The sequence below is a fragment of the Serratia nevei genome (assembly GCF_024160145.1).
GTDB lineage: Bacteria > Pseudomonadota > Gammaproteobacteria > Enterobacterales > Enterobacteriaceae > Serratia > Serratia nevei_A.
Genome location: NZ_JAMYWQ010000006.1, coordinates 73,947 through 98,580, shown reverse-complemented (window position 1 = coordinate 98,580; position 24,634 = coordinate 73,947). Strand labels below are relative to the sequence as shown.

General features: G+C 62.4%; 22 protein-coding genes. 2 read left to right on the top strand and 20 right to left on the bottom strand.

Going from position 1 to position 24,634, the window contains the following annotated elements; genetic code table 11:
- Window positions 1-14 precede the first annotated feature (14 nt).
- The 8 genes from menE to idnO all read right to left on the bottom strand — a co-directional run bounded on the left by menE (window position 15) and on the right by idnO (window position 8,274).
- Complete coding sequence (gene menE, locus M6G53_RS06815) at window positions 15-1,400, bottom strand: o-succinylbenzoate--CoA ligase (protein WP_253329997.1); 1,386 nt, start codon at window positions 1,398-1,400, stop codon at window positions 15-17.
- A complete protein-coding gene (gene menC / locus M6G53_RS06810) occupies window positions 1,388-2,371 on the bottom strand; it encodes an o-succinylbenzoate synthase (RefSeq protein ID WP_253329995.1) in 984 nt (327 codons plus the stop codon). The genes menE and menC overlap by 13 nt, the downstream gene beginning before the upstream one ends.
- The gene (menB, locus tag M6G53_RS06805; protein WP_033635308.1) at window positions 2,371-3,228 is read right to left on the bottom strand and encodes a 1,4-dihydroxy-2-naphthoyl-CoA synthase; all 858 of its coding nucleotides are present in this window, start codon (window positions 3,226-3,228) and stop codon (window positions 2,371-2,373) included. The genes menC and menB overlap by 1 nt, the downstream gene beginning before the upstream one ends.
- A gap of 11 nt (window positions 3,229-3,239) precedes the next feature.
- Complete coding sequence (gene menH, locus M6G53_RS06800) at window positions 3,240-4,010, bottom strand: 2-succinyl-6-hydroxy-2,4-cyclohexadiene-1-carboxylate synthase (RefSeq protein ID WP_253329993.1); 771 nt, start codon at window positions 4,008-4,010, stop codon at window positions 3,240-3,242.
- Entirely contained in the window at window positions 4,007-5,683 is a 1,677-nt protein-coding gene (gene menD, locus M6G53_RS06795) for a 2-succinyl-5-enolpyruvyl-6-hydroxy-3-cyclohexene-1-carboxylic-acid synthase (RefSeq protein ID WP_253329985.1), read from the bottom strand. The genes menH and menD overlap by 4 nt, the downstream gene beginning before the upstream one ends.
- 379 nt (window positions 5,684-6,062) lie before the next feature.
- Complete coding sequence (elaB, locus tag M6G53_RS06790; protein WP_253329983.1) at window positions 6,063-6,374, bottom strand: stress response protein ElaB; 312 nt, start codon at window positions 6,372-6,374, stop codon at window positions 6,063-6,065.
- An 81-nt stretch (window positions 6,375-6,455) separates the two neighbouring features.
- Window positions 6,456-7,487 (bottom strand): L-idonate 5-dehydrogenase, encoded by a 1,032-nt coding sequence (idnD, locus tag M6G53_RS06785; RefSeq protein ID WP_253329981.1) that lies wholly within the window; start codon window positions 7,485-7,487, stop codon window positions 6,456-6,458.
- A 22-nt stretch (window positions 7,488-7,509) separates the two neighbouring features.
- Window positions 7,510-8,274 carry a gluconate 5-dehydrogenase gene (gene idnO, locus M6G53_RS06780; protein ID WP_253329980.1) on the bottom strand — a complete coding sequence of 255 codons (765 nt, stop codon included), beginning with the start codon at window positions 8,272-8,274 and terminating at the stop codon, window positions 7,510-7,512.
- A 268-nt stretch (window positions 8,275-8,542) separates the two neighbouring features.
- Here idnO and M6G53_RS06775 point away from each other — a divergent pair, with 268 nt between their 5' ends.
- Window positions 8,543-9,526, top strand: coding sequence for a LacI family DNA-binding transcriptional regulator (locus M6G53_RS06775; protein WP_253329979.1), 984 nt, complete (start codon window positions 8,543-8,545; stop codon window positions 9,524-9,526).
- Here M6G53_RS06775 and M6G53_RS06770 read toward each other — a convergent pair.
- Both M6G53_RS06770 and M6G53_RS06765 read right to left on the bottom strand, forming a co-directional pair.
- A complete protein-coding gene (locus tag M6G53_RS06770) occupies window positions 9,506-10,015 on the bottom strand; it encodes a DUF1097 domain-containing protein (protein ID WP_033635316.1) in 510 nt (169 codons plus the stop codon). The genes M6G53_RS06775 and M6G53_RS06770 overlap by 21 nt on opposite strands.
- Before the next feature lie 130 nt (window positions 10,016-10,145).
- On the bottom strand, window positions 10,146-11,381 hold the full coding sequence (locus M6G53_RS06765) for an MFS transporter (protein WP_253329978.1): 1,236 nt from the start codon (window positions 11,379-11,381) through the stop codon (window positions 10,146-10,148).
- 272 nt (window positions 11,382-11,653) lie between these two features.
- On the opposite strand from M6G53_RS06765, the gene M6G53_RS06760 reads away from it, so the two are divergent.
- A complete protein-coding gene (locus M6G53_RS06760; RefSeq protein ID WP_253329977.1) occupies window positions 11,654-12,529 on the top strand; it encodes a LysR family transcriptional regulator in 876 nt (291 codons plus the stop codon).
- A 59-nt stretch (window positions 12,530-12,588) separates the two neighbouring features.
- Here the strand turns inward: M6G53_RS06760 and nuoN are convergent, their stop codons facing one another.
- The 10 genes from nuoN to nuoE form a co-directional block, all read right to left on the bottom strand.
- A complete protein-coding gene (gene nuoN, locus M6G53_RS06755; RefSeq protein WP_033635324.1) occupies window positions 12,589-14,046 on the bottom strand; it encodes an NADH-quinone oxidoreductase subunit NuoN in 1,458 nt (485 codons plus the stop codon).
- 6 nt (window positions 14,047-14,052) lie between these two features.
- Window positions 14,053-15,582 carry an NADH-quinone oxidoreductase subunit M gene (gene nuoM, locus M6G53_RS06750; RefSeq protein ID WP_025160171.1) on the bottom strand — a complete coding sequence of 510 codons (1,530 nt, stop codon included), beginning with the start codon at window positions 15,580-15,582 and terminating at the stop codon, window positions 14,053-14,055.
- A gap of 95 nt (window positions 15,583-15,677) precedes the next feature.
- Entirely contained in the window at window positions 15,678-17,525 is a 1,848-nt protein-coding gene (gene nuoL, locus M6G53_RS06745) for an NADH-quinone oxidoreductase subunit L (protein WP_253329976.1), read from the bottom strand.
- Complete coding sequence (gene nuoK, locus M6G53_RS06740) at window positions 17,522-17,824, bottom strand: NADH-quinone oxidoreductase subunit NuoK (RefSeq protein WP_004936014.1); 303 nt, start codon at window positions 17,822-17,824, stop codon at window positions 17,522-17,524. The genes nuoL and nuoK overlap by 4 nt, the downstream gene beginning before the upstream one ends.
- A complete protein-coding gene (nuoJ, locus tag M6G53_RS06735) occupies window positions 17,821-18,378 on the bottom strand; it encodes an NADH-quinone oxidoreductase subunit J (RefSeq protein ID WP_253329975.1) in 558 nt (185 codons plus the stop codon). The genes nuoK and nuoJ overlap by 4 nt, the downstream gene beginning before the upstream one ends.
- A 13-nt stretch (window positions 18,379-18,391) precedes the next feature.
- Window positions 18,392-18,934, bottom strand: coding sequence for an NADH-quinone oxidoreductase subunit NuoI (gene nuoI / locus M6G53_RS06730; RefSeq protein ID WP_025160170.1), 543 nt, complete (start codon window positions 18,932-18,934; stop codon window positions 18,392-18,394).
- 14 nt (window positions 18,935-18,948) lie between these two features.
- Window positions 18,949-19,926, bottom strand: a complete 978-nt coding sequence (gene nuoH / locus M6G53_RS06725; RefSeq protein ID WP_253329974.1) for an NADH-quinone oxidoreductase subunit NuoH — start codon at window positions 19,924-19,926, stop codon at window positions 18,949-18,951.
- Window positions 19,923-22,661: an NADH-quinone oxidoreductase subunit NuoG gene (gene nuoG, locus M6G53_RS06720; RefSeq protein ID WP_253329972.1), complete on the bottom strand. Its 2,739-nt coding sequence runs from the start codon at window positions 22,659-22,661 to the stop codon at window positions 19,923-19,925. Before nuoG ends, nuoH begins: the two co-directional genes overlap by 4 nt.
- Window positions 22,662-22,737: 76 nt before the next feature.
- Complete coding sequence (gene nuoF / locus M6G53_RS06715) at window positions 22,738-24,084, bottom strand: NADH-quinone oxidoreductase subunit NuoF (RefSeq protein ID WP_004936030.1); 1,347 nt, start codon at window positions 24,082-24,084, stop codon at window positions 22,738-22,740.
- Window positions 24,081-24,632 (bottom strand): NADH-quinone oxidoreductase subunit NuoE, encoded by a 552-nt coding sequence (gene nuoE / locus M6G53_RS06710; protein ID WP_141967590.1) that lies wholly within the window; start codon window positions 24,630-24,632, stop codon window positions 24,081-24,083. Before nuoE ends, nuoF begins: the two co-directional genes overlap by 4 nt.
- Between the last annotated feature and the right edge of the window lie 2 nt (window positions 24,633-24,634).

The following is a 24,634-nucleotide window of genomic DNA, read 5'->3' as shown; positions in this document are numbered from 1 at the left end:
TGCGGGCGGCTTTTTTATGCCTGAGAGAGACGCTGCGCCACCCACTGCTGCAACTGGCGGCGCGAAATCTTGATGCCGCCGTTCTTCAGCTCGTCAGGCAGCGGGAGCAACGCCGCCGGGCGTTGGAAATTGGCCAGTTTGTCCTGCGACCAGGCAAGTAACGCCGCCAGCGACAGCGACGGATCGCCATCGATTACCGCCACCGGCCGCTGGCCGAACTCGGCGTCCGCCACCGGCACCACAAACGCCTGCGTGATCTGCGGGTGCGCCGCCAGCACGCGTTCGATATCCTCCGGTTGCACCCCTTCACCGCCGCTGAAAAACAGGTTGTCCAGCCGGCCGAGAATGCGTAGCTCCCCCTCGGCCATCGCGCCGCGATCGCGGGTCGCAAACCAGCCCTGTTCATCGGCCAGCGGCTGCAGATGGCCATGACGCCAGTAGCCGAGCGCCAGGCTGTCGGCGCGGATCCAGACCTCTTCGTCCACCAGTTTTACCTCGCGGCCGCCGAGCGGCAGGCCAACGCCCGGCCGCGCATCGGCGCGTTTGGCGCAGACCGTGGAGGCCAGTTCGGTCAGCCCGTAGCCGCACCAGCAGCGGATCCCCGCCGCCTCCGCCCGTTCGGTCAGCGCCACCGGGATCATTGCGCCGCCGAGCAGCACCGCTTTCAGCGTCATGCCCATCAGCGGTTGCGCCAGCAGTCGCCAGAGCTGCGTCGGCACCAGCGAGGCGTGGGTGCAACCTGCCAATGCCTCGGCCAGCGGATGCATTTCGCGCACCGCCAGCTGCGCGCCTGCCGCCAGCCAGCGCCAGACGATGCCCTGGCCGGAGACGTGATACAGCGGCAATGACAGCAGCCAGCAATCCTCGCGCTGAAAATCCATCAGCCGCAACACCCCGGCGGCGCTGGCCAGATGGTTGGCGTAGCTGTGCGCCGCCGCCTTCGGCAGGCCGCTGGAGCCCGAGGTCAGCGTCAGCGTCGCCAGACGCTGCGCATCCCACGCCGGCAGGTTCGGCCAGCGCGGCTCGGTCGAGGGCGGCGTCAATCGAATCACCTCTGCCGGCAGCGCCGGCAACGGATCCGGGCCGAAGGCAAAAGTGATGTCCAATTCGGGCAACAGCTGCGCCAGCAGCGGCGTCGGCAAGGCGGGGTTGAGCGGCAGCAGGCGCGCGCCGCATTGCAGCAGTGCCAGATAGGCCAACAGCAGCGGATAGCTGTTTTTACCACACAGCGCCACGCCGCAGCCCGGCTCCACGCCCTGGTGCTGAAAATCCGCCGCCAGCTCATCCACCTGGCCTTGCAACGCCAGCCAGCTCAGCGGCCGTTCGCCGAGCAGCAGGGCCGTCGCCTGCGGCTGAAGGCGCGCCCAGTGTCGCCACGGCCAATCGCTCAACGGCGCCATAAGCACTCCAGCGCCGAAATATCCAGCAGCGGCAATGCGCTGCCCGGCCACGGCCGCAGCACCTGCGCCTGCATCAACCCCAGCGTATCCAGCCCCGGCACGGTGTCCGGCGTCAGCCAGCGGGCGATGCGCGCCAGCTGGGTCAACCCCAGGCTGGACTCGATGCTGGAACTGATCACCGCCGTCAAGCCCGCCGCGTGCGCCTGCGCCACCAGCGCCTGGCAGCGCGCCAGGCTGCCGACCAGCGTCGGCTTGATCACGATGGCCGCCACGCCCGGCTCGGCCTGCACCACAAAGTCCGCCTCACGCACGCTCTCATCCCAGGCGATGGCAATGCCGGTCGCCCGGGCGAAATCGCGCGATTCGTCACGGGTTTTGCAGGGCTCTTCCAAAAAGGCGATGCGATCGCGCCACGCCGGGTTGACGTATTTGGCAAAGCCGTCGGCTTTGGCGCGGGTCCAGCTGCGGTTGGCATCCAGCCGCAGCCGCAGATCCGGCAGCGCCTCCAGCAGCACGTTGACGATCATGCCGTCGCGCACCGCCTCATACAGCCCCACCTTCACTTTCGCGACTTTCTCGCCCGGCAAGGCGCTCAATATCTCGAACAGCTCGTCCGGATCGCCGGTGCACAGCGGCGCCTTGCGAAAATCCGCCTGCGTCGGCAAACGCTGCGCCAGCTCGGCCTGCGCGCAGCTGAGCCCAAAGGCCACCGAGGGCAGCGTGCTGTCATCCGGTTCGTTGCCCGCCAACCAGGCCTGCAGCCAGTTCAACGCGGCCTGTTCGGCCTGCGCCAACGTTTCCCGGCTGAATTCCGGCAGCGGCGCGATCTCGCCCCAGCCTTCACGCTCGCCCTGACGCAGCTGCACCACCCATCCGTCACGCGTTTTCAACCGCTGATTGCGCAGCACCACGCCCGCCTCCATCGGCAGGCGGTAACGGTAAAGCGCCGCGCTGCGGTTCACCCCGCTCATTACGGGTTACGCTTGAATTTGCTGAAGTCCGGCTGACGCTTCTCGTTGAACGCGTTGCGCCCTTCCTGCCCTTCGTCGGTCATGTAGAACAGCATGGTGGCGTTGCCCGCCAGCTCCTGCAAACCGGCCTGGCCGTCGCAGTCGGCGTTCAACGCCGCCTTCAGGCAGCGCAGCGCCATCGGGCTGTTCTGCAGCATTTCTCGGCACCAGCGCACCGTCTCTTTTTCCAGATCGGCCAGCGGCACCACGGTATTGACCAGGCCCATGTCCAACGCGGCAGCGGCATCGTACTGGCGGCACAGGAACCAGATTTCGCGCGCCTTCTTCTGGCCGACGATGCGCGCCATGTAAGACGCGCCCCAGCCGCCGTCGAACGAGCCCACTTTCGGGCCGGTCTGGCCGAAGATGGCGTTATCCGCCGCGATGGTCAGATCGCACATCATGTGCAGCACGTGGCCGCCGCCGATCGAATAACCGGCCACCATCGCCACCACCGGTTTCGGGCAGGTGCGGATCTGGCGCTGGAAGTCCAGCACGTTGAGGTGATGCACGCCGCTGTCGTCGCGATAGCCGCCGTAGTCGCCGCGCACTTTCTGATCGCCACCGGAGCAGAAGGCCTTATCGCCGGCGCCGGTCAGAATAATGACGCCGATGCCGTCGTCGTAACGGGCATTGGCCAGCGCGTCGATCATCTCTTTAACCGTTTGCGGGCGAAACGCATTGCGCACCTGCGGCCGGTTAATGGTGATTTTGGCGATGCCGTCGGCGGACTTGTGATACAGAATGTCTTCGAAATCGCCGGTGCAATCCTGCCAGGCGATGGCGGCATACAGCTGTTCTTCATTCGGATAAAGCATGTTCGGTTCCTTTAACCAGGGTTAACGAGAAAGGTCTGCAGCTCGGCGACGAAATCCTGCGGATTGGCCAGATGCGCGTTGTGGCCGGCCTGCGGCACGATGCGCAACGGCAACCCGGCGTCGCGCGCCAGCCGTTGAAATTTGGGGTCGTTCTCACCGCACAGCACCTGCAGCGGCACGCTCAGTTGGCGCAGCTGCGGCGCCAGATAGGGCTGCCGCCCGAGCGACGTGGCTTCGAGCATGTCGGCGATCGCCGGGCCGCTGTTGACCGAGCGCGCGGCGATCAGCGCCTGGCGGTGCACGTGGCTGAGCTCCTGGAATACCGGCTGCTGATACCAGTCCGCCAGAACCTCGGCGATCGGCTCCCGGCGGAAGCGCGCCGCCCAGAACGCATCCTGTTCGCAGCGCCGGCGGCGCTGTTCTTCGTCCGCCAGCCCCGGGTTGCCGCCCTCGACGATCACCCCCTGCAGGCCGGCATGGCGGCCGTGGCAGGCGTGATACATGGCGATGCGCCCGCCGAGCGAGTAGCCCACCAGCCAATAGCGTTCGATATTGCGCAGTTGCAGCGTGGCGGCGATCTGCGCGCTGATGTCGTCGAAGCCGCGGCAGCTCACCGCCACGGAATCGCCGTGGCCGGGCAGATCGATGGCCAACGACGGCCATTCCGGGCAGCGTGCGGCGATCACCCGCCATTCATTGTTGTTGCCGAGCAGGCCATGCAGCCACACCAGCCACGGGCGGCCCGCTTCGCCCTGTTGCAAAACTCGCGTCGCCAGCATCATTGCACCGCCATCTGTTGCACCAGGTATTGCAGGCTTTCGGCCCCCGCGCTCGGCGGCACCTGCAGTTCGATCAGCGTGGCGCCGCCGCGCCGCCAGCCTTGTTCAACCGCCTGTTGCAGCTGGCTCCAGTTCTCCGGCCGCGCGTAACCCAGCTGGAACATCGCCGCCGCGTGGCTGAACTCGACGTTCTGCGGCATGCAGTAAAAACGCTGACGATCCGCTTCCGGCGTCGGCAGCAGCGAGAAAATTTGGCCGCCGTTGTTGTTGACGACGATCAGCACCGTCGGCGCCAAGCTCTGGCGCAGCAGCGCCAGCGCATTGAGGTCATACAGTGCGGAAAGATCGCCCACCACCGCCAACGTCGGCCTGGCGGTGGCACGTTGCACGCCGGCGGCGGTGGAGATCAGGCCGTCGATGCCGCTGGCGCCGCGGTTGCTGAATACCGGGTAGGCGACGGGCAATGGCGTTAGCGCGTCAATGAGCCGCACCACCAGACTGTTGCCGAGAAACAGCTGGCCGTTCTCCGGCAGCAGCTCCGGCAGGCGGTGCGCCAGCTGCGCTTCGCCAAAGTTATCGTGCAGATGCGTGGACGCCGCCGTTAACGCCTTATCCGCCAGCGCGGCCAGCCCGGCGGCCCACGGCGCGCGCGGCTGCGCCGGGTGCTGCGCCAACCACTGCGCCACGCCGGCGCGCAGGCGCCGCCCCCGGTGCTGGGCCGGATCGAGCCGCCCCGGCAGCTCGTCGATGACCCAATACTCTTCCGGCCGGCACTGCGCCTGCCACTGCAGCAGGCGTTTGCCGGTCAGGCTGCCGCCGAACTGCACCACCAGCTGCGCATCTTGCAGTACGCGCTGCGCCTGCGGATGAGCGAGCCACAAATCGGCGCAGGGCAGCGGTTGCCCGGTCTGCGACAGTACGTCGCCGATCAGCGGCCAGCCCAGCGTTGCGGCCCATTCGGCCACCTGAGCGCCCTCTTGCGCGCCCATGCGCCCGGCCAGCACCACGCCGCGTTTCTGCCGCCAGAAGAACCAGTCCGGCTGCGGCAATGGCGCAGCATGCGTCCCGCTTTCCTGCAGCCACGGACGATCGCTCTGCCACCAGTCGCCCAGCGCGGCGGACCAATCGGCATAGTGACGTTCGTCGCCGCCGTACAGCGGCTCGGCGAACGGGCAGTTGATATGCAAAGCGCCGTGCTGCAGGCGCGCCATCGCGCTGTCTACGCTGGAGGCCAGCCACGCGGCAGGAATATCCGGCGTTGGGCGCGGCAGATCGATCGCCAGCGTTGGGTGGCTACTGTAGAGGCCGTTTTGACGGATCGCCTGATTGGCGCCGCAGTCGATCAGTTCGGGCGGCCGATCGGCGGTGAGAAACACCAGCCGTTCACCGGTCAGGCCGGCTTCGATCAAGGCGGGATAAAGGTTCGCCGCCGCGGTGCCGGACGTGACGATCACCGCCACCGGCTCACGCGCCGCCTTCGCCAGCCCGAGCGCCAGATGGCCGAGCCCGCGCTCATCAAAATGGGTATGACAGATAAACGATCGGTTAGCCGCAGCGGCCAGCGTCAGCGGCGTGGAGCGCGATCCCGGAGCGATACAAACATGCCGCACCCCATGGCGGGCCAGCGCCTCGAGCAGCACAGCCGCCCACCGGCGATTAAAAACACTTGTCGACATAGTTCGCTCACAAGTCAGTTAGCAGAGATCGTCTCCGGCGCAGCCGACGGACGCCGCGCCTGTAGTTACGCTCTGTATTATATGAGGTGTTATTTTCACGGCTTTTGCGCCAGCGCAAGAACGCCGTATATCCCTGGGTGTTTACACCAGATAATTATTTGATTTAGAACAAAAAACAAACAATAAAAACACAAATACTTTACACTTGCGGCGGCGCCGGCTCAATCCGTCCATACAAAAACAAGGGAAATAGAGGCGCTTCGACGACGGCTAGCGGGAAGTATAGGCGGGATAAAGGGAAGCCAGGGGGGAAACAGCGGGATGAAGGACACAGTCTGTGGAAAAACACGAGGCGGCCTGCGCCGCCCCGATGTGTGATTTATTTGCGGGCCAACAGCAGCCCCAGCACCAGCCCGACGGTGGCGCCGATGCCCACGCTGTGCCAGGGTTTATCCCGCACGTAGTCGTCGGTGCGGTGCACCGCTTCTTTGGCGCGCGCGTAGTAGGATTCGCCGGTGTTTGCCCAACGCGCCCTGACCTCACTCAGCGCCTGCTCGGCGTGCGACTTGATGTCGACGTAAGCCTGATCCGCGCGATCGCCGGTGTATTGCAGCACTTCTTCCAGCGTCTCGGTCAGCATTCTCAGATCGTCATCCAGCGTAGTTTGCTCAGCATCCGTATATCTTGCCATCGTGAGATCTCCGTGGTTGAAAAATTAAGCGTTCCTACACTATAGACAAGGATCGCCGCCTGCTGCTATCGGACTTTTCCCCTAAAACACCAATTGCACCTTGGCCGCCTGGCGCTTATCGCCGGCAAACTCCAGCGCCTGCGCCAGCTGCCCGCTGGCAAACTCCGCCGACAGCAACGGCAGCGGATCGACCACGCCGTCGGCCAGCCACGCCACCGCCAGCGCAAACTCCGCCACGAAACGGAACGATCCGAGCAGGTTCAACTCCTTGGCGATCAACACCATCAGCGGGAAATCGGGGAAGCTGCCGCCCATGCCCACCTGCACCACGGTGCCTTTGGCGCGGGTGATCTCCAGGCAGCGCTGCAGCGACTGCGGGTGCCCCGCCACTTCGAAGGCGACGTCGAAATACCCCTTGTCCTGCTGATAATCGCTGACATCGTCGTCCGCGGCATGCAGGCACCGATCGGCCCCCATTTGCCTGGCGATTACCAGGCAGCGCGGGCTGAGATCGGCACAGACAATCTCGGCGGCGCCCAGCGCTTTCAGCGCCGCCACCAGCAGACAGCCGATCGGGCCGACGCCGGACACGAAGACCTTTTTCCCCGCCACGTCGCCGGGCTGTTTCGCCGCGTGGATCGCCACCGCCAGCGGCTCGGCGAACACCATCACCCGGTCGTCGCGATCGGCGCCGTAAGGGACACACTGCGCGCTATCCACCACTTTGTATTGGGTAAAAGCCCCGTCAACGTGCGGAAAATACATCGCGCTGCCGAAAAAACGCATCTCGACGCATTGATTGCTTTGCTGCGCCAGACAGTATTTGCACTGCCCACAGGGTTTGCTGGGATTGAGCGCCACCTTCTGCCCGACCGGCAGCCGCGGTGAATCGCTGGCGACCACCTCGCCGATCACCTCATGGCCCAGCACCATCGGCTGACGCACCTGAAAATTGCCAACCTTGCCTTCCTGGAAGTAATGCAGATCCGAGCCGCAGATGCCGCCGCGGCTGATTTTCACCAGCGTTCCCTGCCCCTGGTAATCCACCTCCTGCGCGATCACCGCCACGTCTCGTTTGCCGTTGACCACGCAGGACTGGGTTTGCATTTTCATCTCAAGACTCCACGAAAAAAGATTACACCGCCGCCGACATGCCGCCATCGACAAACAGCAGCTGCCCGTTGACGAAGGCGGAGGCGTCGGCGGCCAGGAACACCGCCGCGCCGATCAGCTCCTGCGGATCGCCCCAGCGCGCGGCGGGCGTGCGTTGGGTCAGCCAGGCGGTGAAGGCCGGATCGTCGGCCAGCGCCTGCGTCATCTCGGTTTTGAAGTAGCCGGGGGCAATGCCGTTGACCTGAATGTTGTAGCGTGCCAGCTCCACGCACATGCCGCGCGTCAGCATTTTCACCGCCCCTTTGGACGCCGCATAGGGGGTGATGGTGTCCCGCCCCAGCTCGCTTTGCATCGAGCCGATGTTGACTATCTTGCCGCGCCGGCGCGGCACCATGTAACGCGCCACGGTTTGCGACACGATGAAGACCGCCTTCTGGTTGACGGCGATGATGTCGTCCCAGTCTTGCTCCGGAAACTCGGTGAACGGGTGGCGGCGCTGGATACCGGCGTTGTTGATCAAGACGTCTATCGCGCCGATATCCGCTTCAATACGGTCGATGGCGGCCTGCACCGCCTGGGAATCGGTGACGTCGAACGCCGCCGCATCGGCACGCAGGCCCTCTTCGCGCAGGCGATCGGCGGCGTGCCGGGCATGTTCTTCGGTGGTGGCGTTGACCAGAATATGTGCGCCTTGCTGCGCCAGGCCGCGCGCCAGCAGAAAACCGATGCCGCGCGAGGCGCCGGTGATCAAGACGATTTTTTGATCCAGTGAAAATAGATTGTTCATGGTGATTCCCGGCCATCAGGCCTCCAATCGGACAGGCCTCTATCTCAGCCGATTGTTACCGGTAAAAACGTGATGGAAATCACTGAAAATCATGTTACGAAACCCTGTTACCCTTAACGTGATCTCACGCAGGCAGCACGCGGGTAAAAATCAGCTATCCAATTGAAAAATGGCCATTTTCAATAGAGGTGCATTCATTGTTATCGCCAAATCGATTTGTTAACATACCGCTATCCGCCCTTGCCGCGCCGCCCGTGAAGGCCACCGAATGAAACACCCCCGCGTTACGCTACAGGACATCGCACAATTGGCCGGCGTGACCAAAATGACCGTCAGCCGTTTCCTGCGCACGCCGGAAAAAGTGGCGGCCGACACCGCCGAACGCATTGCGCAGGTCATGCGGGAGCTGAACGTCACCGGCGCCGATGCCGCACAGGCCGGCAGAAAACCGCGTCTCGGCGTGCTGGTCCCCTCCTTCAACAACCAGATCTTCGCCGATCTGCTGGCCGGCATCGAATCCGTTACCCAGGCGCGGGGTTACCAAACGCTGGTGATGAACTACGATTACAGCCCGCAACGGGAAGAAGAGCAGATCGCACAGCTGTTGAGCTACCCGATTGCCGGGCTGATCCTCACCGATTCTGCGCATACCTTGCGCGCAGAGACCTACCTCGGCGCCGCCAAAATTCCCCTCGCGCAGGTGATGGATCTCGACGCGCCGCCGGGGCGGATTGCGGTGGGGTTCGATAATGAACAGGCGGGGTATGACATGACCGAAGCGCTGCTCGCCAGCGGCAAACGGCATATCGTTTACTTTGGCGCCATGTCGGACGCCCGCGACAATAAACGCTATCGGGGGTACTGCCGCGCCATGGCGGCCCAGGGGCAAACGCCGCGTCAGATCGTGCCGCATCGGGTCTCTTCGGTTTCGATCGGTGCCGACATGCTGGCGATGGCGCGCGAACGCTACCCGCAGCTCGACGGTATCCTGTGCACCAACGACGATCTGGCGGTGGGCGTGTTGCAGGCCTGCCTGCGTCTTGGCGTGCGCGTGCCGCAGGAGGTGGCGTTATCGGGGTTTCACGGCCTGGATATTGGCCAGGCGACCACGCCGAGCATCGCCAGCGTGATCACGCCGCGCTTTGACATGGGGAAAACCGCCGCCGAAATGCTGCTGTTGCGGATCGCGGGCGAACCTTGCGCCGAGCGCCACGATCTGCATTACCGCCTCTCACTCGGCGGCACCGTTTGAGCCGGCATTCGAGCCCATCGGCGGCGTAGCGCGGGCTTTTTCGCTGCGCGCCGCCCACCACAAACCGCTGTTTTTCATCGCATAGCCGAACAGCAGGCCCACCAGCAAAGAGAGCGTCACCAGCGGCCAGTCGCCGCCGCCGGCGAAGGTCGCGCAGGCGCCGATAAAGGTGCCGGGCACAAACCCCAGCCACTGCTGTTTGGCCTGAATGCACATCAGGAATGCCACGACGCCGGTCAGCAGATACCCCAAGAGATTCCACTGCGGCGCCAGTTCGCTGCCGTGGATGATCGCCATTGCCCAGAAGACGCCGCTGCAGCAGGTCAACGCGCCGATCACCAGCCCTTTCAACCCACCCTGCGGGCAGGCGAAATACGCCGTGCAGCCGAGAAAACCGGCCCAACCGATCAGCCCCAGGCTGACGGCAACCCAGCCCCACACGCCGGAGAGGATCCCGGTAGTAACGGCAATGGCGAAAAGAACGTTCATAAAGTGACCCGCGGCAAAAAGAAAGCGCGCAGTTTACCCGAAAGCCGGTCATTTCATGTGATTAAAATCACAATATAAATGCAATTAAAGAATAATTAATTAAATAAAAGAGACCTCAATCACAAAACTATTAACGTGGGAACCCAGCACGTACCGTCATCCATGCCAACAACAGGCATACCGTGGTGCTGCTCAGGAACAGCAGATGGGTTGCCTGCTGTAGATCGACACGGTCGACCACGATCCCCAGCACGATAGGCACCCAGTTGGCGATATAAGCGATAACGTAAAACAGCGAAAGCAAACGTGCATGGCTGGCCGGCGGCGAAATCAGGTTTACCAGGGTCGCGCTGCCAACGAAAATGGCGCCGTAAGCATAGCCGGCCACCACCAGCCCCGCAGCCGCCAGCCACAGTGAATGCCACTGGATCGCCACGGCGAATACCACCGCCGCCAGCACCTGCGCCAGGCAACCGAACAACAGCGAATGGCGGGCGTTAAGGCGGCGGCTCAGGATCTGGCTGATACCGGCGATCAACAGATAAACCGCAATCGCATAGCCAAAGACGCCTCGAGCGTGCAGGCCTAACAGCGTTTCCGCCACGCTGGGGCCGATAGCCAAAATGCTGGCGGCCAGGGCCCAACAGATAAACAGCGCCCCGGCACAGACATAGAATTTACCGCCGGTGGCGCGCAGGCCATCGAGCAGCGAGCTTTTTTCTGTCGCAGCCGGCGCAGCATGGGTCGGCGCCGTAACCACGCCACGCGGCCACGAGAACATCACGCCCAACGCAGCCACGGCGGCAATGACCATGATGAAAACGAACGGCAGCGTCGTGGGATGAAAACCGGTCTGCAAAGCGATGCCGCTGAAGATCGGGCCCAGCGCCAATCCTGTGGTAAAGGACAACGTGGCGATCAGCGCGGCGTTTTTACCGCCGTCCCGCGGCCCAAAACGCACCAACGCGATGTTTGCCGCACCGGTCAATGCCCCGGTGCCCACCCCGGCTAACAGTCGAGCCATGAGCATCATGGCAAAGGTATCAGCCCGCGCGAACAGCAGCGCACCGCTCAACACCACCAGCAATGCCGGCACGATCATGCTGCGCAAATCCTTCACTTTGCCGGCCAGATTGCCGACGCCGAACAAAGCGATCAGCACGCCGGCGGCGTAGGCGCCGTAAACGACGGTCAGGCTGACGGAACTCAGCGCAAGCTGCTGCTGGTACAATGGATACAGCGGCGTCGGCGCGCTGCTGTTCAGCAATGCCGACATCAACGCCAGCGCCAGGAACAAGAGAATAGCCATGCGCGACGCCGGTGCATGTTTCGGCGCAACGTCCTGGATGACGGTATTTTCTGACATGCTTCAACTCCCAAAATAGGCAGGCGGCGGCCTGCCATCGCCCGGTCTATCCGGAAACGGCGCTTATCATAGCGTTACGGCGACGGGCGAAGTACCGTCAAGAATGAATCACCCTGATGCATTCTTGCATCACCGGAGAAATAACCGCCGATGTGCAGGCCAATCACCGTCTTTCTCTCCCCGTAGGCTGAACAACGCTTTATGATAGAAAGCGTTATCGTTCGCCTGGCCTGCGCCCCGCAGAGCCGACAACCCCGCAGAGAGGAACCGGCATGATGAATTGGGACGACGCGCGCTTCTTTTTGGCCGTTGCGCGCTGCGGCACGCTACGCAAAGCCGCCAGCCAGCTGCATGTCGATCAGGCGACCGTCGGTCGACGGCTCTCCGCTTTCGAAGATGCGCTCGGCTCCAAGCTGTTTATCCGCACGCCGAAATCCTTCGCCCTCAGCCCGCTGGGGGAGGAAATGCTGGCGGACGTGATGAAGATGGAAAATGCGGTGCAGGCGATCAACCGTAAAGCCGCCAGCGGTGACGAAAGCCTGTGCGGCAACGTGCGCATCGCCACCACCGACACCCTGGCCGAAGCCTTCGTGATGCCGGCACTGCAAGATCTGCGGGAACGCTATCCGGCCATCACCGTCACGCTGCTGACGGCGGTCAACATCGCCGATATTTCTTACCACGGCGCAGATCTGGCGATCCGCGGCGCCCGTCCCGATGACGATAAGCTGATCATCAAACGCTTAGCCACCATCGAAATGGGCCTGTATGCCACCCAGCACTATCTGGCGCGGCGTGGCATGCCGGTCAAGGGCGAGCAGCTGCGCGGCCACGATCTGCTGATGTTCCCGCGCGAGCTGGTGCCGCGCCACTGGAACAATTTCTGCGGCGAGGCCCTGCACGAGCCCAACGTGGTGCTGCAATGCAATTCGCAGCTGCTGCTGCGTTCCGCCACCCGCAGCGGGCTGGGCATCGGCCTGCTTTCCGCTTTTTTGGCGGACAAAGACCCGGAGCTGGTGCGTCTGTTCCCGGAGAACAAAGACTGGGTGGATATCTGGCTGGTGCTGCATCCCGATTTGCAACGCGCCGCCCGCGTGCGCGCGGTGGTGCAGGCGCTGGAAACCTCGTTTAGCGCCCATTACGGCTGAGTGCCGTTTCCCCATAAAAAAAGGTCGCCTAAGCGACCTTTTTACCGTCTGAAGCGTTATCAGAACGTCGGCTGCGCCATCTGCACCAGCGAAATCAGCGGCTGCGGATAGACACCCAACAGCAGCACCAACGCGGCGGAGATCAGCACCACGACGCCACCGGCGGTCAACGCCCAGTTGTTCGGGGTATCGCGCTGCAGCGATTCCGGCGCGCTGAGGAACAGGCTGACGGTCACGCGCAGGTAGTAGTACAGGCCGATGGCGCTGCCGACCACAACTGCACCGGTCAGCCACCACAGGTGCGCGCTGACGCCCATCGCGATCACGAAGAACTTACCGATAAAGCCCAGCGTCATCGGGATACCGGCCAGCGACAGCATCATCACCGTCATCACCGCGGACAAGATTGGCTTGTGCCAGAACAGACCACGGTAAGAGAACAGCGAATCCGCATCCGGGCCGCGGTACGGGCTGGACATCAGGCTGACCACGCCGAAGGCACCCAGGCTGCTGAACAGGTAACCGGCCAGGTAAACGCCGGCGGTTTCCAGCGACAGCTGATGGGTTTGCACCGCAATCAGCGCCACCAGCAGGTAGCCCAGGTGAGCGATCGACGAGTAGCCCAGCAGACGCTTGATGTTGGTCTGGCTGATGGCCATCAGGTTACCGAACAAGATAGAGCAGAACGCGATGATCGACAGCACCATGCGCAGCGCTTCGTTGTCGGCGGCCGGGGCATACAGGAACAGACGCATCACGACCGCGAAGATCGCGATCTTGCTGGCGGTTGCCAGGAAGGTCGAGACCGGCGCAGGCGCGCCCTGATACACGTCCGGCGTCCACAGTTGGAACGGCACCAGCGACAGCTTGAAGCCCAGGCCGACGATCATCATGCCCATACCGGCCAGGATCAGCGGCTGGTGCATCATGTTTTCCTGCAGGCTCTTGCCGAGGCCGGCCAGCGACAGATCGCCGGATTCGGCATACAGCAGCGCCATGCCGAACAGCAGGAACGACGACGCGGCGGCGGACAGCAGCATGTACTTGATGGCGGCTTCCAGCGGGCGCTTCTGGCGGTAGGCGTAGCCCACCAGGCCGAACAGCGGCAGCGAGATCAGCTCGATACCGATGAACAGCGAAGCCAGATGGTTGGCGCTCGCCAGCAGGATGCCGCCCATGGCGGCGATCAGCACCAGCAGGTAGAACTCTTCGCGGTTATCCGGATAGCCGACCAGCCACGGATAGGCGAAGGTGCAGGTCGCCAGACTCGCCAGCAGCACCAGCCCGGTGTAGAACATCGAGTAACCGTCAACCCGCAGCAGCGGGGTGACGTCCATTGGGCCTGCCTGGCCGACAAAGTACAGCGAAAGCAGCGCCAGGTTGAGACCGATCACGGTCAGGGTGGCGTTGATAAAGTGGTCGCGTCGCCACGCAATGCCTAGCATCACAACCACCACCGTCAATCCGACGATCAACAGCGGCAGCAGTGCGATCAGTTGTTGAGGAGTTATTGTCATGGCGAATTACGGCCTTGTTGTTGAAATTGCTGAAACTGACGAACCAAACCAGTGTTGCACGTTGCTCATCGCCGCGTTGGAAGTATCCAGAATCGGCTGCGGGTAAACCCCCAGCAGCACCAGCAACACCACCAGCAGCAGAATGATGAACAGCTCGCGCGCGGTCATGCCCTGCAGCGGCTGGTCGGATTTAGGCGCACCGTAATAAGCGCGCTGCATCATGATCAGCGAGTAAACCGAAGCGAACACCAGCCCGAAGGTGGAGATCACGGTGATCACCGGCACCACCTGGTAGCTGCCGAACAGAATCATGAATTCGCCGACGAAGTTACCGGTACCCGGCATCCCCAGCGTAGCCACGGCGAAGAACAGCGACAGCGCAGGGATGAACTTGATCCGCCCCCACAGGCCGCCCATCTGACGCATGTCGCGGGTATGCAGACGCTCATACAGCTGGCCACAGATGATAAACATACCGGCGGCGGACAGACCGTGCGCGATCATCTGGATCACCGCGCCCTGGTAAGCCAGCTGGCTGCCGGTGTAGATGGCGATCAGCACGAAGCCCATGTGCGAAACCGAGGTGTAGGCGATCAGACGCTTGATGTCGGTCTGCGCGAACGCCATCCAGGCGCCGTAGAAGATACCGACCACGCCCAGCCACATGGCGATTGGCGCGAACTCGTGCGAAGCCTCAGGGAACAGCGGCAGGCTGAAACGCAGCAGGCCGTAGGCCGCCGTTTTCAGCAAGATGCCCGCCAGGTCGACGGAACCGGCGGTCGGCGCCTGGCTGTGCGCGTCCGGCAACCAGCCGTGCAGCGGCACCACCGGCATTTTCACCGCAAAGGCGATGAAGAAGCCCAGCATCAACACATATTGCACGTTGTGGGACATCGGCGTTTGCAACAGGTCTTCGTAATCGAAGGTCCACACGCCGGTCGCGTTGTAGTGCACGAACACCAGGCCCAGGATCGCAATCAGCATCACCAGACCGCTGGCCTGGGTGTAGATGAAGAACTTGGTGGCCGCGGTGATGCGGGTTTTACCGTCCGACGCCTTGTGGCCCCACAGCGCGATCAGGAAGTACATCGGCACCAACATCATTTCCCAGAAGAAGAAGAACAGGAACATGTCGATGGCGAGGAACACGCCGATAACGCCGCCCAGGATCCACAGCAGGTTGAGGTGGAAGAAGCCCTGATACTTCTGGATTTCACGCCAGGAACAGAGGATCGCCAGCACGCCCAGCAGACCGGTCAACACCACCATCAGCAGCGACAGGCCGTCCAGCGCCAGGTGGATGGAGATGCCGAAGCGCGGGATCCACGGCAGCAGGAATTCGCTCTGCCATTGCGGAATGCCTTTCGGCGTGGTCAAGGTATAGCCGCCCTGCATCCACAGCTGCAGAGAGAGCGCCAACGTCAGCCCCATTGCGATCAGCGCTATCCAGCGCGGCACCTTAGTACCGAAGCGCTCAAGCTGCCAGCACAGCAGACCGCCGATAAAGGGGATAAGAATTAGCCAAGGTAATAGCATGGCGTTTTGTGTCCCTTATACGAATAATTTCAAACTTTGTCCGTAGCGCCTGCCCGGCGCTACGCCCGAAAAATGCGTCTGTTTAAATTATTCAATTAAACCAAAATCAACAGAGCCAATACGACCACTGCACCCACACCCATTGACGCGATATACCAACGCACCTGACCGTTCTCGCTCACCGTCAGACCGCGGTTCCCCCAGCGGGAGAAGACGGCCGGCAGGTTCATCAGCGAGTTCAGCGGATCGCGCTGCAGCAGCTTCGCAATGCCCAGGTACGGCTTGACGAACACGTTGTCATACAGCCAGTCGAAGCCCCAGGCATGGAACCACCAGGTCGAGAAGAAACGCCCCGGCGCGCTGTTGGCGATGCTGTTGACCAGGCTGCGTTTGCCCAGCCACAGCGCGGCCGCCAGCAGAATGCCGACGATAGCCACCACGCCGGAGGTGATTTCAAGCGTCAGCACGCTGCCGTGCGCCAGCTCGGTCGTATCCGGCAGCACGCCCTGCAACGGCGGCACGATCATCGCGCCGACGAAGGTGGACAGCACCAGCAGAACCAGCAGCGGCAGGTGGTGAGTGATGCCTTTACCGGCATGCGCTTTGATTTTCTCTTCGCCGTGGAACACGATGAAAATCATACGGAAGGTGTACAGCGAGGTCATGAACGCACCGACCAGACCGGCCACCATCAGGTTGATGTGGCCGTTGGCCATCGCGCCCGCCAGGATCTCATCCTTACTGAAGAAGCCGGCCGTGACCAGCGGCAACGCAGACAGCGCCGCGCCACCCACCAGGAAGCAGACGTACACCAGCGGGATGCTCTTGCGCAGGCCGCCCATCTTGAAGATGTTTTGCTCGTGGTGGCAGGCCAGGATCACCGAACCGGACGACAGGAACAGCAGCGCCTTGAAGAACGCGTGAGTCATCAGGTGGAAGATCGCCGCGTCCCATGCCTGCACGCCCAGCGCCAGGAACATGTAACCGATCTGGCTCATGGTGGAGTAAGCGAGCACGCGCTTGATGTCGGTCTGCACCAGCGCGGCGAAGCCGGCCAGCAGCAGAGTGACCGCACCGACGATGCCCACCAGGTGCAGCACTTCCGGCGCCATCAGGAACAGGCCGTGCGTACGGGCGATCAGATAGACGCCCGCGGTCACCATGGTCGCCGCGTGGATCAGTGCGGAAACCGGGGTTGGGCCCGCCATCGCGTCCGCCAACCAGGTTTGCAACGGCAGCTGCGCCGATTTACCGACCGCGCCGCCCAGCAGCATCAGGGTCGCCCAGGTGATGGCCGTATCGCCCACCGCCAATTTCTGCGGCGCCAGGATCATCAGCTCACGGATATTCAGCGTGCCCAGCTCGTTGTAGAGGATGAACAGCGCGAACGCCAGGAACACGTCGCCCACGCGGGTCACGATGAAGGCTTTCATCGCCGCCGCGCCGTTGGCCGGATCTTTGTAGTAGAAGCCGATCAACAGGTAGCTGCACAGGCCCACGCCTTCCCAACCCAGATACATCAGCAGCAGGTTGTCCGCCAGCACCAAGACCACCATACTGGCGATAAACAGGTTGGTGTAAGCGAAGAAGCGCGAATAGCCCTCTTCACCGCGCATGTACCAGGAGGCGAACATGTGGATGAAGAAGCCGACGCCGGTGACCACCGACAGCATGGTCAGCGACAGGCCGTCCAGCACCAGGGTCACGCCGATATTGAAGTTGCCGACGGCCATCCAGGTCCACAGGCTTTGCTCGAACAACTGCACGCCGGCGGCTTTCTGGGCGAAGAAATCCATCGCCACATACACCGTGACCAGCGCAGCCAGGCCGATAGAGCCCACGCCGACGGTGGCCGCCGTGTTCTCAGACCAACGACCGCGGGAAAATGCCAACAGCAGGAACCCGATCAGCGGTAGCAGAATTGTTAAATATAATAGGTTCATCCGCGCATCTCACTGACAGTATCAATATTCAGGGTATGACGACGACGGTAGAGCTGCAGCAGCAGCGCCAGGCCGATACTGGCCTCGGCTGCCGCCAGGCTGATCGCCAGGATGTACATCACCTGCCCGTCCGCCTGGCCCCAGTAGCTTCCCGCCACGATAAACGCCAACGCCGCAGCGTTGATCATCACTTCCAGGCTGATCAGCATAAACAGCAGGTTGCGGCGTACCAGCAGCCCGGTCAGCCCGAGCACAAACAGGATAGCCGCCAGGATCAGGCCGTGTTGAAGAGGGATCATGCTTGCTCCTCCGATTTTCTTCTCGCCATTTCGCCACCCACCGGCGCGTTGCTCAGCACTTCGCCAGGCTTGTGCTCGCGGCCGATATGGAAGGCGACAACCAGCCCCGCCAACAGCAGCATTGAAGCCAGCTCAACCGCCAATACGTAAGGCCCAAACAGGCTGATGCCCACCGCCTTCGCATCGACCATCTCGCCGCTGATACCCTGATCGGATACGCTGCGGATCGCGATAATCAGCACCACCAGTAACGCCAGCGACATCAGGCCAGGCCCGATCCACACCGTCGGCTTCATCCAGTCGCGCTCTTGCTGCTGCACGTTGCCGAGGTTCAGCATCATCACCACGAACACGAACAGCACCATGATGGCGCCCGCGTAAACGATGATCTCCAGCGCGGCGGCAAAGTAGGCGCCGAGAGAGAAGAAGACTGCCGAGATCGCCAATAACGAGACGATCAGATACAGCAGCGCATGCACAGGGTTGGTATGGGTGATCACGCGAATCGTCGCGGCCACCGCAATCAAACCTGCCAGATAAAATGCAATTTCCATGCTTGCTGGCTCCTTAGGGCAACAGACCTTTGACGTCGATCGGTTTGGCTTCGTTTTCGGCTTCGCCCTTAGCTTTGCCGTCAATCGCCATACCGGCCATCCGGTAGAAGTTATATTCCGGATATTTACCCGGCCCCGAGATCAACAGATCTTCTTTTTCGTACACCAGATCCTGACGTTTGTACTCGCCCAGTTCGAAATCCGGCGTCAGCTGGATAGCGGTGGTCGGGCAAGCCTCTTCGCACAGGCCGCAGAAGATGCAGCGCGAGAAGTTGATGCGGAAGAACTCCGGATACCAACGGCCGTCTTTCTGCTCCGCTTTTTGCAGCGAGATACAGCCGACCGGGCAGGCAACCGCACACAGGTTACAGGCGACGCAGCGCTCTTCGCCGTCCGGATCGCGCGTCAGCACGATGCGGCCACGGTAGCGCGGCGGCAGGTAAACCGGTTCTTCCGGATACATCTGGGTTTCGCGCTTGGCGAAGGCATGCATGCCAATCATCCAAATGCTGCGCACCTGGGTGCCGAAACCAACCACTAACTCTTTCAATGTCATGGTTTATTCACCCCTTATTGAGCGTTGTACAAAATGACCGCGGCGGTTGCCAGCAGGTTCAGCAGCGTCAGCGGCAGGCACACTTTCCAGCCGAAGGACATCACCTGGTCATAACGCGGGCGCGGCAGCGCAGCGCGGATCAGGATGAACATCATCATGAAGAAGGCCGTTTTCAACGCGAACCAGATGAATGGCGGCAGGAACGGACCCTGCCAGCCGCCGAAGAACAACGTCACAATCAGGGCGGACACGGTGACGATACCGATGTATTCCCCCACGAAGAACAGACCGAACTTCATGCCGGAATATTCGATGTGGTAACCGTCGGCCAGTTCCTGCTCGGCTTCCGGCTGGTCAAACGGGTGACGGTGGCACACCGCCACGCCGGCGATCGCGAAGGTCACGAAGCCGAAGAACTGCGGAATGACGTTCCAAACGTGCGCCTGGGATTCAACGATGGTCTGCATGTTGAACGAACCGGCCTGCATCACCACGCCCATCAGCGACAGGCCGATGAACACTTCGTAGCTCAGGGTTTGCGCGGAGGCACGCATCGCGCCCAACAGCGAGTATTTGTTGTTGCTCGACCAGCCGGCGAACAGCACGGCATACACCGCCAGGCCGGCCATCATCAGGAAGAACAAAATACCGATGTTGAGATCGGACACCGCCCAGGTCGGGCTGACCGGAACGATGGCAAATGCCAGCAACAGGGAAGTAAAGGCGATCATCGGCGCCAGGGTGAAGATCACCCGGTCGGAGAATCTCGGTACCCAGTCTTCCTTGAAGAACATTTTGATCATGTCGGCGACCAGCTGCAGCGAGCCGCCCCAGCCTACGCGGTTCGGTCCGTAGCGGTTCTGGAACAGGCCGAGCAGGCGGCGTTCGCCGAAGCTCATGAATGCCCCGCACGCCACGACCACCAACAGGATCACGACCGCTTTAAGAATGGCGATCAGAATGTCGATCACCTCAGGGGTAAACCAGCTCATCGTGCCGCCTCCCGCAGATTGTCTACCTTAGCACCCACCAAGATCGGCGGGATCCCTGGCAAGCCGAGCGGCAAACCAACCTGGCCCTGGGTCAGGGTTTCACTCAGACGCACCGGCAGACGCAGGGTCTGGCCCGCACAGCTGAACTCCACCAGGCTGCCCGCGTTGACGCCAAGCGTCGCCGCGTCGGCCGGGTTGACCATCACGTAGGCTTCCGGCATGCGCTGCTGGATCACGTGAGAGCGCTGCGACATTTCGTCGCTGCCGAACAGGTGGTAGTAAGGCGCGACACGCCAGCCTTCGGCCGGATTGAACGCGGCAGGCACGCGGTCGAAGTAACCGAGGCTGCCCTCCCCCGCTTCGATCAGGCGCACGCCCGGATCGCCGTGGCGCAGTTTGCCGCCCACTTCGGCCTGGAACTTGTTCCATGCCTGCGGTGAGTTCCAGCCTGGCGCCCAGGCGAACGGGATCTGCTGACGATCGGCCAGCGGGCTGTTGTTCCCTTCCATCGAGAAGGCGAACATGGTGTCTTTATCCTGCGGCTGACGCGGCTCATGCACGCTGATGTTGGCGCGCATGGCGGTACGGCCGCTGGAACGGTGCGGCGAACGCGCCAGCTTCTGACCGCGAATGCGGAAAGTCGCGTCCGGCGCGGCGTCGACGATGCCCTGCAGCTGCGGCAACGCGGCAACGCAAGCGGCGATCACGTCATCGAGCTGGGTCCAGTCCACGTGGCGGCTGGTGTAGGTGGAGTGCAGCGAGTGCATCCAGCGCCAGCTTTCCAGCATCACGGTGAACTGATTTTTCCTGGCGTCGTCGTAGTAAGCCGGATCGTATACCTGGAAGAAGCGCTGCGCGCGGCCTTCCTGGTTGATCAGCGTACCGTCGCTCTCGGCGAAGCTGGCCGAGGAGAGGATCAGGTTGGCTTTGTCCATGATCGCGGTGCGCTGGTGGTCGGCGACGATCAGGTTGTTGACCTTGGCCAACGCCGCGTCCACCTGCGCCGCCGGCGCATGGCGATAGAGATCGTTTTCCATCACGATGGCGGTGTCGGCTGCGCCGCTCGCCAGCTGTTCCAGCGCCTGATCGAGCGAACCGCCGCCGATCATCGCCAGGCCCATGCTGTTGGCCGCGCCCGCCACGAAGGTGATGCCGACGTCGGAACCGCGGCCCTTCAACGCTTTGGCGATGTTGGCCGCCGCTTCGATGATGGCTTCGCTGCCGGCGTTGCTGCCGGTCACGATCAGCGGTTTGCGTGCGCCGGTCAGCGCCTGCACGATGATATCGACTTTCTTGTTCAGGCCTTCAGCCAGATCGTTCACCGCCGGCGCCGCGCTGTCCAGCGCGTGAGCGATGGCGAAGCCGAAGCGCGCCTGCTCATCCACCGGCGCGCGGTAGTTCCAGGCGGCGATGTCGTCCAGACGGGTGTTGTCGACGTTGGTGGTGAACAGCGGGTACTTGGCGTGCTGACCGATGTTCTGCACCGCCGCGATCTGCCAGTCGGCCACGCGTTGCGCCGCCGCCATCGCGCGAGCTTTCCCCTTGACGGCCTGGCGCACGGACAGCGCGATGCGCGCACCGGTTTGCGTCAGGTCTTCGCCCAGCACCAGCACCGCGTCGTAATCCTCGATCTCACGCAGCGCCGGCGTATGGACGCCGCCGTTTTTCAGCACGTTCAGCATCAGCGCCAGGCGTGATTGCTCCGCCTGAGCGATACCGGTGTAGTAGTTTTCGGCGCCGACCAGCTCGCGCAGCGCGAAGTTGCTTTCCAGGCTGGCGCGCGGGGAGCCGATGCCGATGGTTTTTTTCGCCTGACGCAGGATGTCCGCCGCGCCCTGCATCGCCTGCTCGGCGTTCAGGGTGATCCAGTCGTCGCCGCGCAGTTGCTGCGGTTGACGCGGACGATCTTTCTGGTTGACGTAGCCGTAACCGAAACGGCCGCGGTCGCACAGGAAGTAGTGGTTCACGCTGCCGTTGTAACGGTTTTCGATACGGCGCAGCTCGCCATAGCGCTCGCCCGGGCTGGTGTTACAGCCGATGCTGCACTGCTGGCAAATGCTCGGCGCGAACTGCATGTCCCATTTACGGTTGTAGCGTTCGGAGTGCGTTTTGTCGGTGAATACGCCGGTCGGGCACACTTCCACCAGGTTGCCGGAGAACTCGCTTTCCAGCGTGCCGCTTTCCGGGCGACCGAAGTAGACGTTGTCGTGCGCGCCGTATACGCCGAAGTCGGTGCCGTCCGCATAGTCTTTGTAGTAACGCACGCAGCGGTAGCAGGCGATGCAGCGGTTCATCTCGTGCGAGATAAACGGCCCCAGCTCCTGGTTGTTGTGGGTGCGCTTGGTGAAGCGGTAGCGGCGGAAGCTGTGGCCGGTCATTACCGTCATATCCTGCAGGTGACAGTTACCGCCTTCTTCACACACCGGGCAATCGTGCGGGTGGTTGGTCATCAACCACTCGACCACGCTTTCACGGAACTGCTTCGCTTCACCGTCATCGATGGAGATGAAGGTGCCGTCGGATGCCGGGGTCATACAGGACATCACCAAACGGCCGCGCGTATCTTCCGCGTTTTGGTATTGCTTTACCGCACATTGGCGGCAAGCGCCGACGCTTCCCAGCGCCGGATGCCAGCAAAAGTAAGGAATATCAAGGCCGAGGGAAAGACAAGCCTGCAGCAGGTTGTCCGCTCCGTCTACCTCATACTCTTTGCCGTCTACATGAATCGTAGCCATAGTCAGCATGCTTCCAAGTGGCCTGCCTTGCGGCAGGCGTTAATCAAAAATTCTGGCCGTGTTCGGGCGAGTCGGCTTACCAGCGCTGCTTCAGCAGATTGTTCGGCTGAATGCCGCCAATCGCATGGGCGTTGCCGAAGTGCTGCACGGCGATGCCCGCCTCGAACTCTTCACGGAAATATTTAATCGCGCTTTGCAGTGGCTCTACGGCACCTGGCGCGTGGGCGCAGAAGGTTTTGCCCGGGCCGAGGGAACGGCACAGCTGTTCGAGGGTTTCGATATCCCCCGGCTGCCCTTCGCCGTTTTCCAACGCACGCAGGATCTTCACGCTCCACGGCAGGCCGTCGCGGCATGGCGTACACCAGCCGCAGGACTCGCGGGCGAAGAACTCTTCCAGGTTACGCACCAGCGGCACCATGCCGATCTCGTGGTCCACCGCCATCGCCAGCGCGGTGCCGAGACGGCTGCCGGCTTTGCCGATCGCGCCGTATTCCATCGGCAAATCGAGGTGATCGGCGGTCAGGAAGTCGGTCCCCGCACCGCCCGGCTGCCAGGCTTTGAAGCGCAGACCGTCGCGCATGCCGCCGGCGTAGTCTTCCAGGATCTCGCGCGCGGTGGTGCCGAACGGCAGCTCCCAGACGCCCGGATTTTTCACCCGGCCGGAGAAGCCCATCAGCTTGGTGCCTTTGTCTTCACTGCCGGAGATGCCGGTGTACCACTCCACGCCGTTCGCCAGAATGGCCGGCACGTTGCACAGCGTTTCGACGTTGTTGACGCAGGTCGGCTTGCCCCACACGCCGGCGCTGGCCGGGAATGGCGGCTTGGAACGCGGGTTGGCGCGGCGGCCTTCCAGCGAGTTGATCAGCGCAGTTTCTTCGCCGCAGATGTAACGGCCGGCGCCGGTGTGCACGATCAGCTCGAAATCGAACCCGGTACCGAGAATGTTCTTGCCCAGATAGCCGGCTTCGGTGGCTTCCGCGATAGCGCGACGCAAGTGCGCCGCCGCTTCGATGTACTCACCGCGCAGGAAGATGTAGCCGCGGTAGGCTTTCAGCGCGAACGCGGAGATCAGCATGCCTTCCACCAGCAGGTGCGGCAGTTGCTCCATCAGCAGGCGGTCTTTGTAGGTGCCCGGCTCCATCTCATCGGCGTTACACAGCAGGTAACGGATGTTCATGGATTCGTCCTTCGGCATCAGGCTCCACTTCAAACCGGTGGAGAAGCCCGCACCGCCGCGGCCCTTCAGCCCGGAGTCTTTCACCAGGCTGACGATCTCGTCCGGGGCCAGGCCTTTGAGGGCCTTTTCTGCGCCGGCATAGCCGTTTTTGCTGCGGTATTCGTCCAGCCACAGCGGCTGCTTGTCATCGCGCAGCCGCCAGGTCAGCGGGTGCGTTTCGGGAGTGCGTACAATGTGCTTGGTCATTGATACTGCTCCAGTAGCGTCTCGATATCTTCAGGCTTCAGCTGACTGTGAGTGTCCTCGTCAATCATCATGGTCGGCCCTTTATCGCAGTTGCCCAGACAGCAGGTCGGCAACAGCGTGAAGCGGCCATCAAAGGTGGTTTGACCCGGCTTGATGTTCAGCTTCTTCTCGATAGCGGCCTGAATGCCCTGGTAACCGGTGATGTGACAAACAACGCTGTCACAATAACGGATCACGTGACGTCCTACTGGCTGACGGAAAATCTGGCTGTAGAACGTGGCCACGCCTTCTACGTCGCTGGCGGGGATGCCCAGCACTTCCGCGATGGCGTAAATCGCACCGTCCGGAACCCAGCCGCGCTGCTTCTGCACAATTTTCAGTGCTTCGATGGAAGCGGCGCGCGGATCCTCGTAATGGTGCTTTTCGTGCTCGATCGCATCACGTTCTTCCGCGCTCAGTACAAATGCATCAACGCCGCTCTGAGGAGCGGCTGCGTTGATGGGCTCGAGCGCATCATTGACTGCGTGATTGTCTTTTTGAGAGTGCATAG

Excerpts from the sequence above, each read along its gene's own strand:
- menE (WP_253329997.1), bottom strand. The coding sequence starts at position 1,400 with ATGGCGCCGTTGAGCGATTGGCCGTGGCGACACTGGGCGCGCCTTCAG.
- menC (WP_253329995.1), bottom strand. The coding sequence starts at position 2,371 with ATGAGCGGGGTGAACCGCAGCGCGGCGCTTTACCGTTACCGCCTGCCG.
- menB (WP_033635308.1), bottom strand. The coding sequence starts at position 3,228 with ATGCTTTATCCGAATGAAGAACAGCTGTATGCCGCCATCGCCTGGCAG.
- menH (WP_253329993.1), bottom strand. The coding sequence starts at position 4,010 with ATGATGCTGGCGACGCGAGTTTTGCAACAGGGCGAAGCGGGCCGCCCG.
- menD (WP_253329985.1), bottom strand. The coding sequence starts at position 5,683 with ATGTCGACAAGTGTTTTTAATCGCCGGTGGGCGGCTGTGCTGCTCGAG.
- elaB (WP_253329983.1), bottom strand. The coding sequence starts at position 6,374 with ATGGCAAGATATACGGATGCTGAGCAAACTACGCTGGATGACGATCTG.
- idnD (WP_253329981.1), bottom strand. The coding sequence starts at position 7,487 with ATGAAAATGCAAACCCAGTCCTGCGTGGTCAACGGCAAACGAGACGTG.
- idnO (WP_253329980.1), bottom strand. The coding sequence starts at position 8,274 with ATGAACAATCTATTTTCACTGGATCAAAAAATCGTCTTGATCACCGGC.
- M6G53_RS06775 (WP_253329979.1), top strand. The coding sequence starts at position 8,543 with ATGAAACACCCCCGCGTTACGCTACAGGACATCGCACAATTGGCCGGC.
- M6G53_RS06770 (WP_033635316.1), bottom strand. The coding sequence starts at position 10,015 with ATGAACGTTCTTTTCGCCATTGCCGTTACTACCGGGATCCTCTCCGGC.
- M6G53_RS06765 (WP_253329978.1), bottom strand. The coding sequence starts at position 11,381 with ATGTCAGAAAATACCGTCATCCAGGACGTTGCGCCGAAACATGCACCG.
- M6G53_RS06760 (WP_253329977.1), top strand. The coding sequence starts at position 11,654 with ATGATGAATTGGGACGACGCGCGCTTCTTTTTGGCCGTTGCGCGCTGC.
- nuoN (WP_033635324.1), bottom strand. The coding sequence starts at position 14,046 with ATGACAATAACTCCTCAACAACTGATCGCACTGCTGCCGCTGTTGATC.
- nuoM (WP_025160171.1), bottom strand. The coding sequence starts at position 15,582 with ATGCTATTACCTTGGCTAATTCTTATCCCCTTTATCGGCGGTCTGCTG.
- nuoL (WP_253329976.1), bottom strand. The coding sequence starts at position 17,525 with ATGAACCTATTATATTTAACAATTCTGCTACCGCTGATCGGGTTCCTG.
- nuoK (WP_004936014.1), bottom strand. The coding sequence starts at position 17,824 with ATGATCCCTCTTCAACACGGCCTGATCCTGGCGGCTATCCTGTTTGTG.
- nuoJ (WP_253329975.1), bottom strand. The coding sequence starts at position 18,378 with ATGGAAATTGCATTTTATCTGGCAGGTTTGATTGCGGTGGCCGCGACG.
- nuoI (WP_025160170.1), bottom strand. The coding sequence starts at position 18,934 with ATGACATTGAAAGAGTTAGTGGTTGGTTTCGGCACCCAGGTGCGCAGC.
- nuoH (WP_253329974.1), bottom strand. The coding sequence starts at position 19,926 with ATGAGCTGGTTTACCCCTGAGGTGATCGACATTCTGATCGCCATTCTT.
- nuoG (WP_253329972.1), bottom strand. The coding sequence starts at position 22,661 with ATGGCTACGATTCATGTAGACGGCAAAGAGTATGAGGTAGACGGAGCG.
- nuoF (WP_004936030.1), bottom strand. The coding sequence starts at position 24,084 with ATGACCAAGCACATTGTACGCACTCCCGAAACGCACCCGCTGACCTGG.
- nuoE (WP_141967590.1), bottom strand. The coding sequence starts at position 24,632 with ATGCACTCTCAAAAAGACAATCACGCAGTCAATGATGCGCTCGAGCCC.